Here is a 10462-nt window from a genome sequence, read left to right as displayed (position 1 = left end):
CACCCCATTAGACCCAMCGAAAAAGCATTAGCACAACCGAATTCTTCTCAATCGACGATTTAGAAATCGCTGTTGCATAGAATGGCTGGCATGGAAATCCACCAGCTGGAGATGTTGCGTGAGCTCGGCGCCCTGGGCAGCGTCAAGGCCGTCGCCGAAACCCTCCTCGTGACGCCCTCGGCAGTGTCCCAGMAGCTGGCCGCGCTGCAGAAGACCGTGGAGGTTCCGCTGACCCGCAAGGAGGGCCGGAACCTGGTGCTGACGGAGGCCGGGCAGGTGCTCGCGGACGCCGGGGCGGCCGTCGTGAGCGCGATGGCGGATGCGAAGATGGCGATCGGCGCCTATCACGGCTCGCCCGTCGCGCCGGTGACGCTCAGCGGTTTCCACAGCGCCGGGCAGGCGCTCTTCGCGCCGCTGGCCCGGCTCCTGGACGCACCCGGACAGCCGCGGATCCTGCTCTCGGACGAGGACGTGGCCCAGCAGGATTTCCCGGCCCTGACGGCGCGCTATGACCTTGTGCTGGCGCACCGGATGGATCACAGCCCGCGGTGGCCCGAGGAGCGCGTCGCGGTGATCCCGCTCGCGCATGAGCCGCTGGACGTCGCGCTGCCGGCCGGGCACCGGCTGGCCGGCCAGAGCGCGGTGACGRCGGACGACGTCGTGGGCGAACCGTGGGTGACCAGCCGCGCCGGCTACTCCCCCGCCGACGTGCTGTCCGCCGTCGCGGCCGTCTCCAGCCGGGAGCTGAACATTGTGCACCGGATCAACGACTATTCGACCGTGGCGGCACTTGTCGCGGCCGGCGGCGTGATCGGCCTGCTGCCCCGGTACACGGCGCGGCCCGTGCTGAATCCGGGCATCGTGCTGCGGCCGCTGGAAGGCATCAGCACCCGGCGCAGGATCGATGTCCTGGCCAGGCCGGAGAACCTTAAACGCACTTCGGTCATGATGGTCTGCGAAGCACTGCAGACCATCATGACCGAATTGTTGGAGCGTTAGGGCTTTGGCCCCTTAGCCTTCGACGCCGAGGCGCTGAAGGATCAGTTCGCGGACACGGCCGGCGTCGGCCTGCCCGCGGGTGGCCTTCATGACGCCGCCGACGATCGCACCGATCGCCTGGACCTTGCCGCCGCGGATCTTGTCCGCGACGTCGGGCTGCGCGGCGAGGGCCGCGTCAATGGCTTCGAGCAGGGGGCCGTCGTCGGAGACCACGGCGAGGCCCCGCTTTTCAACGATCTCCGCCGGGGTGCCTTCGCCGGCAAGCACGCCGTCCAGGACCTCGGAGGCCATCTTGTTATTGATCTTGCCCTCTTCCACCATCTTGTTCAGTTCCACGATGGTGGCCGGGTTGACGCCGAGCTGGCCGGGATCGACGTCGGCGTTCTTGGCGCGCCCCACGATCTCGCCCATCCACCACTTGCGGGCCACCGTGGGGGTGGCACCGGCGGCGATGGTTTCCTCGATCTCGTCCATGACGCCGGCGTTGACGACGTCGCGGAACTCCAGGTCGGAGTAGCCCCAGTCGGCCTGCAGGCGCTTGCGGCGGGCGGCCGGCGGCTCGGGCAGCGTGGCGCGCAGCTCTTCGACCCACTCACGGGACGCGGTGATCGGGACKAGGTCCGGTTCCGGGAAGTAGCGGTAGTCGTCGGCGTCGGACTTGGCCCGGCCCGAGGTCGTGGTCCGGGTGTCCTCGTGCCAGTGCCGGGTTTCCTGGATGACCGGCTCGCCGGAATCCAGGACGGCGGCGTGGCGCTGGATCTCGTAGCGGACGGCGTGTTCGACGGCGCGCAGCGAGTTGACGTTCTTGGTCTCGGAGCGGATGCCGAAGCGTTCGCGGCCGTGCGGGCGCAGCGAGACGTTGGCGTCGCAGCGGACGTTGCCGCGTTCCATCTTGGCGTCCGAGACGCCCAGGTTCTTGACGATCTCGCGGACGGCGGCCACATAGGCCTTGGCGAGTTCGGGGGCGCGGCTGCCGGCGCCCTCGATCGGCTTGGTGACGATCTCCACGAGCGGGACACCGGAGCGGTTGTAGTCCACCAGGGAGTAGTCCGCGCCCTGGATGCGGCCGGTGGCGCCGCCCATGTGGGTCAGCTTGCCGGCGTCCTCTTCCATGTGGGCGCGCTCGATTTCKACACGGAAGACCGTGCCGTCGGAGAGCTCGATGTCCAGGTAGCCGTCGTACGCGATGGGCTCGTCGTACTGGGAGGTMTGGAAGTTCTTCGGGGTGTCCGGATAGAAGTAGTTCTTCCGGGCGAAGCGGCAGGTCTCGGCGATCTTGCAGTTCAGCGCGAGGCCGATCTTGATCGAGKATTCGATCGCGGTCTTGTTGACCACGGGCAGGACGCCGGGCATGCCGAGGTCCACCTCGTTGACGTTGGTGTTGGGCTCATCGCCGAAAACGTTGGGCGCGGAGGAGAACATCTTGGTCTTGGTGTTGAGTTCCACGTGGACCTCGAACCCCAGGACGGGATCGTACTTCTCCATGGCCTCTTCGAAGCTCAGGGTTGAGTCAGTCATTAGTGTGAACCTCCGTGGCTCGCGGGGGCGCCAGCAGCAACCGCCGGTGCTGAATCAGTCGGTGAAGGGGCCGTCAGTGAGGGGGCGCGGTCCAGGAGCGGGCCGCCCMACTGCGCCTCGAGCAGGGACTCCAGCACGGCGCCGACACGGTACAGCCGGGCGTCCTGGCGGGCCGGGGCCAGCAGCTGGATGCCGACCGGCAGTCCGTCCTCGTCGGCCAGACCGCCGGGCAGGGAGAGCCCGGGGACGCCGGCCATGTTGGCGGGGATGGTGGCGACGTCGTTGAGGTACATCGCGAGCGGGTCGTTGAGCTTCTCGCCCAGTTTGAACGCCGTGGTGGGGGCCGTCGGGGAAATCAGCACGTCCACCTTGGCGAACGCGGCCTCGAAGTCGCGCTGGATCAGGGTGCGGACCTTCTGGGCCGAGCCGTAGTAGGCGTCGTAGTATCCGGCGCTCAGCGCGTAGGTGCCCAGGATGATGCGGCGCTTGACCTCGTCGCCGAAGCCGGCGGCGCGGGTGGCGCCCATGACGCGTTCGATGGTCAGCGGTCCCTCTTCGGGAAGGACGCGCAGGCCGTACCGGACGCCGTCGAACTTGGCCAGGTTGGACGAGGCCTCGGAGGGCATGATCAGGTAGTAGGCACCCAGGGCGTACTTGAAGTTGGGGCAGGAGACCTCGACGATCTCGGCGCCGGCTCCCCTGAGCAGCTCGAGGGACTCGTTGAAGCGGTTCTCGACGCCGGCCTGGTAGCCCTCKCCGTGGAGTTCCTTGATGATGCCGATCTTCATGCCCTGGACGTTGCCGGTCCGGGCCGCGGCCACGAGGTCTTCAAGCGGGTCCGGCAGGGAGGTGGAGTCGCGGGGGTCGTGCCCGCCGATCACCTGGTGCAGCAGGGCCGAGTCAAGCACGGTGCGGGACACCGGGCCGATCTGGTCCAGCGAAGAGGCCATGGCGATCGCGCCGTAGCGGGAGACACCGCCGTAGGTGGGCTTGACGCCGACGGTGCCGGTGACGGCGCCGGGCTGGCGGATGGATCCGCCGGTGTCCGTGCCGAGGGCCAGCGGGGCTTCGAAGGCCGCGACGGCGGCAGCGGAACCGCCGCCGGAACCGCCGGGGATGCGGTCCAGGTCCCACGGGTTGTGGGTGGGGCCGTACGCGGAGTGCTCGGTGGAGGAGCCCATGGCGAATTCGTCCAGGTTGGTCTTGCCCAGGATCGGCATCTTGGCAGCGCGCAGGCGCTCCACGACGGTGGCATCGTAGGGGCTGTACCAGCCTTCGAGGATCTTCGAGCCGGCCGTGGTGGGCTGGCCGATGGTGACAATGAGGTCCTTGACGGCGATCGGCACGCCGGCGAGGGCCTGCAGTTCCTCGGCTGCGGCGCCTCCCGCGGCGCGGATCGCATCCACTTCGGCGGCCACGGCAAGGGCTTCCTCCGTGTTGACGTGCAGGAAGGCGTGGACCTTGCCGTCGACGGCGGCGATCCGGTCCAGGTAGGCCTGGGTGACCTCGACGGAGGTGACTTCGCGGGCGGCCAGCTTGTCGGCGAGCGCGGCGGCGGAGAGGCGGATCAGTTCGTTGTTCTCAGTCATGGTCTTAGTCCTCATCCAGGATTGCCGGGACCTTGAAGCGGCCTTCGTACGCGTCGGGGGCACCGGAGAGGGATTGCTCGGCGGTGAACGTGTGTCCCACGACGTCCTCGCGGAACACGTTGGTCAGCGGAATCGGGTGCGACGTGGCCGGGACGTCATCACCGGCAGCTTCACTGACGGACTTCACTGATTCGACGATGACGGCGAGTTCGCCGGCCATCCTGTCGAGCTCTTCGGCACTCATCTCGATGTGCGCGAGTTGCGCGAGATGCGCGACGTCGTCGCGGTTGATCGCAGCCATGGATCTCCCCTGCAAGTAAAGGATTATTTTCCGTCCCAGTCTACGTGGGTTGAACTGCTGTTACCGTCGGACGCCGAGATGACAGTTCGCGGCAATGTTTTGTGTAAACACTGCCGCGAACTGTCATCTCGTTGGCTTGTTACCCGATGCCGATGGCTCCGGTGGCTACTCCTACGCCGAGCATGACCAGGGAGATGACGGCCGTGCGCCAGAGGACTTTCTTGTGGTGGTCGCCGAGGTCCACCTTGGCCAGGGAGACCAGGAGCAGGATGGCCGGGACCAGCGGGCTCTGCAGGTGGAAGGGCTGGCCGGTGATGGAAGCACGGGCCATTTCGGCGGCGCTGATGCCGTAGTGGGCTGCCGTTTCGCTGAGGACCGGCAGGACGCCGAAGTAGAAGGCGTCGTTGCTCATGAAGAACGTCATCGGGATGCTCAGGACGCCGGTGATGACGGCCATGAGCGGTCCCATGTCCGCGGGAATGATCTGGACCAGCCAGGTGGACATGGCCTTGACCATGCCGGTGCCGTTGAGGACGCCGGTCAGGACCGCGGCGGCCATGACCATGCTGACGACGGCGACGATCGACGGTGCGTGCGCGACCAGCTGGGCGCTCTGGTCCTTGACCTTGGGGAAATTGACCAGCAGGGCGATGGCCGAGCCGACCATGAACACGAACGGCAGTGGAATGACGTTGGCCACCAGCGTCGCCATGACCGCGACAGTCAGCCCGAGGTTGAACCAGAACAGCTTGGGGCGCAGGGTCTTGCGGTTGGGGTCCAGGGCGGTGTMGGCCATGGCAGAGTCACGGTCGTCCACGAGGTCCTCGGCGCGTTCCAGGACTGCGACGGAGGAACCACCGGTTGAGGGGCTTCCGACGGCGGAAGTTCCGCCGTCGGGGCCGGAAACCTTGGGGCCGKCTCCCTTGCGGCCGAAGCCGAAGCGGCCGGTGCCCGTGCCGCCGTGCGAGGTGCCGCCGTCGGGCATCCCGGCGTCACCGGTGCCCCAGATATCCGGGGCGGTGCTGCGGAGGCGGTTGCGTTCCTGCAGACCGAGCAGCCAGGAGAAGGCGAACACCACGATGAGGCCCGCGATGAGGGACGGGACCATGGGCATGAAGACATCATTGACGTCGAGCTTCAGGGCGGAGGCGGCGCGGGCCGTGGGGCCGCCCCAGGGCAGGATGTTCATGGTCCCGTTGGCCAGGCCGGCCACGCAGGTCAGGACCACCGGGCTCATCCTGAGCCGCAGGTAGACCGGCAACATCGCCGCGGTGGTGAGGATGAAGGTGGTGGAGCCGTCTCCGTCGAGCGACACCGCGGCGGCCAGGATGGCCGTGCCGAGGACCACCTTGGCGGGGTCGTTGCCGAGCTTGCGCAGGATGAACCGGACCAGCGGGTCAAAGAGGCCGACGTCGATCATCAGGCCGAAGTAGATGATGGCGAACATCAGCAGCGCGGCCGTGGACGTCATGGACTTCATGGAGTCGAGCACCATGGGGCCGATACCGAGGMCCGCCCCGGCGAAAAGTCCGAAAATCGTGGGAACKATGATGAGCGCCAAAACAGGCGTCAACTTCTTCGTCATGATCAGCACCATGAATACCGCGATCATSGCGAATCCTAGTAATACCAGCACGGCCGGCTCCTTCGTCATTKAATGACACCACTCCGGTGTGATGCGCACTACAGACGTTAGAGTGGCGTCCGTCACGGCTGGGTCTTTGGTTCAATTGATTGGCATACTGCTTGTTGGATGCATTTTGCGCATTTTGCTCACGTCCTCAACCAGTCCGTACGAACCCCAGGCAGGAGCCCGATGAAGCGCCGCACAGCCCTGCCCGCCCTGCGCTTTTCAACCCAGACGCTGCTCCTGCAGCTCGGCGTCGTGGCGCTGGTGGTGCTCCTGAGCAGCGCCGTCCATGCCTGGCTGACGTACGACCGGCTGGGGCGCGAGGCGGAGAACCAGGCGCTGACCCTGGCCCGGACCGTCGCTTCGGACCCKTCCGTGCGGGCAGAGGTCCAGTCCATCAGCGCCCTTCCCGCTGCTCCCCCGGCGGCCGAGCTGCTGGCCGGGCCGCTCATGGCTGCCGCGGAGGGTGCCCGCACCCGCACCGGGGCGCTGTTCGTGGTCATTACGGACGAGACCGGCATACGCCTGGCGCACCCGGATGCGGAACGGCTGGGCGAKAAAGTGAGCACCGACCCCTCCGAAGCCCTCGCCGGCAAGGAGGTCACCACCCGGAACACGGGCACGCTGGGGCCCTCCGCCGGCGCCAAGGTCCCGGTGTTCGCCCCGGAATCCACGGCAGTGGTGGGTGAGGTGAGCGTGGGCTACTCGACGGAAACGATCAGCCAGAGCCTGGCCCGGGACATCGCTYCCATCGCCGCCACGGCCGCCGGGGCGCTGCTCGCCGGGGTACTGGCGTCCTTCCTGCTCCGGCGCCGGCTTCAGCGGCTCACGCTCGGGCTGGAGCCTGAGGAAATCAGCACCCTCGTGCACGACCAGGTGGCGGTACTGCAGGGGGTCGACGACGGCGTGATCGGCGTTGCGGCCGACGGCCGGGTCAGTGTCTTCAACGCCGCCGCCCAGCGGCTGCTCGGTGTTCCCGACCTCGCCGGCACCGCCTGGGGCACCGCGCCGGTGCCGGCCCAGCTGAAGGCCCTGACCCGGGCCGACGCGGCCGAGGGCGACGCCGTGGAACTCGTGGCCGGCGGCCGGGTACTGGTGGCCAGCGCGCGCAAGGCTCTGCATGGTCGCGAGGACCTGGGCTGGGTGGTGATGCTGCGGGACCGGACCGAACTGCAGCAGCTAACCCGGCAGCTCGACGCCGTGGGCACGATGTCCGCGGCCCTGCGGGCGCAGCGCCACGAGTTCGCCAACCAGCTGCACACGATCGCCGGCTTCATGAGCATCGGCAAGCCCCAGCAGGCCCAGGATTATCTGGCCAGGCTGGCAGCCACCGGGCCGCTGACATTCCCGGTGGACCAGGCCGAGCTGCTCCAGGACCCGTATCTGCAGGCCTTCCTCGGTGCCAAGGGCGTTGAGGYGGACGAGCGCGGCGTGAGCCTTCGCCTCGGCCCGGAATCCGTGGTCCGCGGCCGCGTCGCTGAGCCGCAGGATGTCACCACCGTCCTGGGGAACCTGATCGATAACGCCGTGAATGCCGCCGTCGCCGGTTCCGCGTCCGAGCGCTGGGTGGAAGTGGAAGTGCTGGACGAACCGGGCGTCAACKGCGGCGCCGGCACCCTTCACATTGTCGTCGCGGATTCGGGCGACGGCCTGGGACCGGGGGTTGCGGCCGCAGGGGCCGAGGCCGTGTTCACGGAAGGCTATACGACGTMGGAACGGCCGGCGCGGGCGGGTGCCGGGCAGGKGCTGGGGCTGGCGTTGTCCCGGCAGCTCGCGCGMCGGCGCGGCGGCGACGTCCGGGTGCTGGACCCCGGCTCCCCCGGCGGCTMGGKCGCCGTGTTCGTCGCCACCCTGCCCGGGACAACAGAACCAACCGGAAAGGACACCGATGTCTGAGGATTTCAGGGTGCTGATAGTCGACGACGATTTCCACGTCGCGAAGCTGCACGCCGCCTATGTGGATTCCGTGGCCGGTTTCCTCGCGCTGCCGCCGGCCGGTTCGGCGTCGCAGGCGCTGCAGGCCATCCACAGCCTGCGCCCGGACCTTGTGCTGCTGGACGTCTACCTGCCGGATGCTTCCGGGCTGGACCTGCTGCACCAGCTGGACGTGGACACCGTGATCCTCAGCGCGGCCTCGGACACGGCCTCGCTCCGGCTCGCATTCCGCCGCGGGGCCCTGGGCTACCTGCTCAAGCCCTTCACGGCCGAGGCCCTGTCCCAGCAGCTGCGCTCGTATGCMCGTTACCGCCGTATCCTGGCCCAGCCGGGATCCGTCAACCAGGAGACGGTGGAACGCGCCAAACGGGCCTTGATCGCGGGCGACGTCGCCCCCTCCGCGCGGCCCCGKTCCGCCACCGAGGCCGCGGTGCTCGAATCCCTGGTTCCCGGTGAGCAGTATTCGGCCGCCGACGTCGCTGCGCGGGTGKGGGTGTYACGGGCGACCGCCCAGCGGTACCTGTCCTCGCTCGCGGACGACGGCGCCGTCGACATCCAGCTGCGCTACGGCACCACCGGGCGGCCCGAGCACCGCTACGGACTCCMCGCGGGAACCGGCCACTAGTTCTCCGCAAAGCAACGCGGGGCCCCTTACGGCCCAGCAGGACCGCCGCGATGGACCGTAAGGAACCCCGCGGTGGTTCTAGCCGGTGTCCGCCCGGCCCCGTTCTGCGGCCGCCTGTTCCGCCTCGACTGCCCTGTGGATGTTGCCGTGGATCTTGTCCGCCCCGATGAGTTCGATCACGCCGTCGCGTTCCAGGATGGCCCGGACCGCCGGCTTCAAGCGGGTGAGGCGCAGGCTGACGCCGGCGTCCCGGGCCAGGGTCACGACGTCCGCCATCTTTGCCGCGCCTTGGGAGTCCACGAAGTTGATCCCGCCGCAGTCGATCACGATCCCGGTCAGTTCCGGTTTTGCATGGATGACGTCGCGCAGGCGATCCTCCAGGGCGTCGGCGGTTGCGAAGAACAGGCCGCCGTCGAACCGGATCACGGCCACGCCGGGAAGGATCTCGTCGCCGGGGTGTCCGTCGGCCTCGCGGAAGACCTGGGTGCCCGGTTCCCGGCCAAGAGCCGGCATCGCCGGGTGGGTGGCGACCGCGACCAGCCAGATCAGCGAGAGTCCGATGCCGATGATGACCCCCGCGAGTACGCCGAACACCAGGGTTCCGAGGATCGCAGCGATCGCGATCCAGAAGTCCACCTTCTGTACCCGGGCAAGCCGCCGCATCTCCGGCACGTTCATCATGCCCATGACGACGGCCTCGATGATCAGAGCCGCCAGAACGGGCTTGGGCAGGTTGGAAAAGAGCGGCGCCAGGATCAGCAGTGTAAGMAGGACCGTGACACCCGAGGTGAGGGAGGCGAGCCCGGTCTTCGCCCCGGAGTGGTCGTTCAGCGAGCTCGCTGAGAGGCTTGTCGAGACCGGCATCCCCTGGAACACGCCCGCGGCCAAGTTGGAGAGTGACTGCGCCGTCGATTCCTGGTTGATGTCGATCTGGTAGCGGTGCTTGGCGGCGAACGCGCGCGCATCCCCCGCGGTCTGGGAGAAGCCGATCAGGACCAACGCCACCGCGGCGACCGCGACCGTGCCCGCGTGGTCCCACATGAGCTGGCCGTCCGGGATCTTCAGCGCCGGCAGCCCCCGCGGGACGTCACCCACCAACGCCACGCCCTTGGCCCCGAGATCAAACAATGCCGCCGCGAGCAGTCCGCCCACCACGAGCACCAGGGCGCCGGGGACCTTGGGAGCGATTGCCTTGAGCCCAAAGACGACGGCCAGCGCGATCACGCMGACGATCACCGTCGCCCGGTGTGCCTCGCCCAGCGTCCCCAGCCAGGACCACAGTTCCTGGATCGGATTGGAACCGGTGACCTCGGTCCCGGTGAGCTTGGGGAGCTCCCCGATCACGACGTCGATCGCCGCACCGAAGAGGAAGCCTGTGACCACGGCTCGGGAGAGGAACTGCGCGAYCCAGMCCATCTTGAGGACGGCAAGGAGCAGKAACAGGACCCCTKAGGCAAGGGTGATACCGGCGACGAACGAAGCGATATCGACGCCGTTGGTAATGCCTGCCGCGAGCACGGCGCTCGCGGCCACGGCCGCCAGACCCGAGCTGGGACCCATCGAAATTTGCCGGCAGCTGCCGAAGATCCCGTACATGAGCGCGCCCGCTGCAGCCGCATACAGGCCGTTCTGCAGCGGAATCCCCGCGATGCCGGCGTACCCGAGGTTCTTCGGGACAATCAGGGCGGCGACGGTGACGCCGGCGATCAGATCGCCACGCAKCCACGCCCGGTCATAGGAACGGAGCTGGCCGAAAATGGGGACCCGGCTGGGGCCCTGTCCGTGTGCCCTGGTCATGCGCCAGTCTTACCCCAAGTCGGGCCGTTCCGCCAGAGCTCCGCCCGGCCCGGGCACGAGCAACGCTT

Annotated in this window: 8 protein-coding genes; 3 read left to right on the top strand and 5 right to left on the bottom strand. The window is 68.1% G+C overall.

Annotated elements, in window-relative coordinates:
• Positions 1-90 precede the first annotated feature (90 nt).
• A complete protein-coding gene (locus tag AC1DBQ_RS01715; RefSeq protein WP_476926843.1) occupies positions 91-999 on the top strand; it encodes a LysR family transcriptional regulator in 909 nt (302 codons plus the stop codon).
• Positions 1000-1011: 12 nt separating this feature from the next.
• On the opposite strand, the gene gatB is transcribed toward AC1DBQ_RS01715, so the two are convergent.
• The 4 genes from gatB to AC1DBQ_RS01695 all read right to left on the bottom strand — a co-directional run bounded on the left by gatB (position 1012) and on the right by AC1DBQ_RS01695 (position 6043).
• On the bottom strand, positions 1012-2517 hold the full coding sequence (gatB, locus tag AC1DBQ_RS01710; protein ID WP_476926842.1) for an Asp-tRNA(Asn)/Glu-tRNA(Gln) amidotransferase subunit GatB: 1506 nt from the start codon (positions 2515-2517) through the stop codon (positions 1012-1014).
• On the bottom strand, positions 2517-4106 hold the full coding sequence (gatA, locus tag AC1DBQ_RS01705; protein WP_476926841.1) for an Asp-tRNA(Asn)/Glu-tRNA(Gln) amidotransferase subunit GatA: 1590 nt from the start codon (positions 4104-4106) through the stop codon (positions 2517-2519). The genes gatB and gatA overlap by 1 nt, the downstream gene beginning before the upstream one ends.
• Positions 4107-4110: 4 nt before the next feature.
• Positions 4111-4407 carry an Asp-tRNA(Asn)/Glu-tRNA(Gln) amidotransferase subunit GatC gene (gene gatC, locus AC1DBQ_RS01700; RefSeq protein WP_091249523.1) on the bottom strand — a complete coding sequence of 99 codons (297 nt, stop codon included), beginning with the start codon at positions 4405-4407 and terminating at the stop codon, positions 4111-4113.
• A 139-nt stretch (positions 4408-4546) separates the two neighbouring features.
• Entirely contained in the window at positions 4547-6043 is a 1497-nt protein-coding gene (locus tag AC1DBQ_RS01695; RefSeq protein WP_476926840.1) for a CitMHS family transporter, read from the bottom strand.
• Between the two features lie 180 nt (positions 6044-6223).
• On the opposite strand from AC1DBQ_RS01695, the gene AC1DBQ_RS01690 reads away from it, so the two are divergent.
• Both AC1DBQ_RS01690 and AC1DBQ_RS01685 read left to right on the top strand, forming a co-directional pair.
• Positions 6224-7933 carry a sensor histidine kinase gene (locus tag AC1DBQ_RS01690; protein ID WP_476926839.1) on the top strand — a complete coding sequence of 570 codons (1710 nt, stop codon included), beginning with the start codon at positions 6224-6226 and terminating at the stop codon, positions 7931-7933.
• On the top strand, positions 7926-8597 hold the full coding sequence (locus AC1DBQ_RS01685) for a response regulator (protein ID WP_476926838.1): 672 nt from the start codon (positions 7926-7928) through the stop codon (positions 8595-8597). The genes AC1DBQ_RS01690 and AC1DBQ_RS01685 overlap by 8 nt, the downstream gene beginning before the upstream one ends.
• A gap of 78 nt (positions 8598-8675) precedes the next feature.
• Here AC1DBQ_RS01685 and AC1DBQ_RS01680 read toward each other — a convergent pair whose 3' ends face one another.
• On the bottom strand, positions 8676-10394 hold the full coding sequence (locus tag AC1DBQ_RS01680) for a SulP family inorganic anion transporter (RefSeq protein WP_476926837.1): 1719 nt from the start codon (positions 10392-10394) through the stop codon (positions 8676-8678).
• Positions 10395-10462 lie beyond the last annotated feature (68 nt).

This window comes from Arthrobacter sp. 10T413_2, assembly GCF_056394205.1.
The sequence above is the reverse complement of the archived record's forward strand: the minus strand, read 5'-3'. Positions and strand labels throughout refer to the sequence as shown.

Coding starts and splice junctions, on each gene's coding strand:
- gatC (WP_091249523.1), bottom strand. CDS start 4,407: ATGGCTGCGATCAACCGCGACGACGTCGCGCATCTCGCGCAACTCGCG.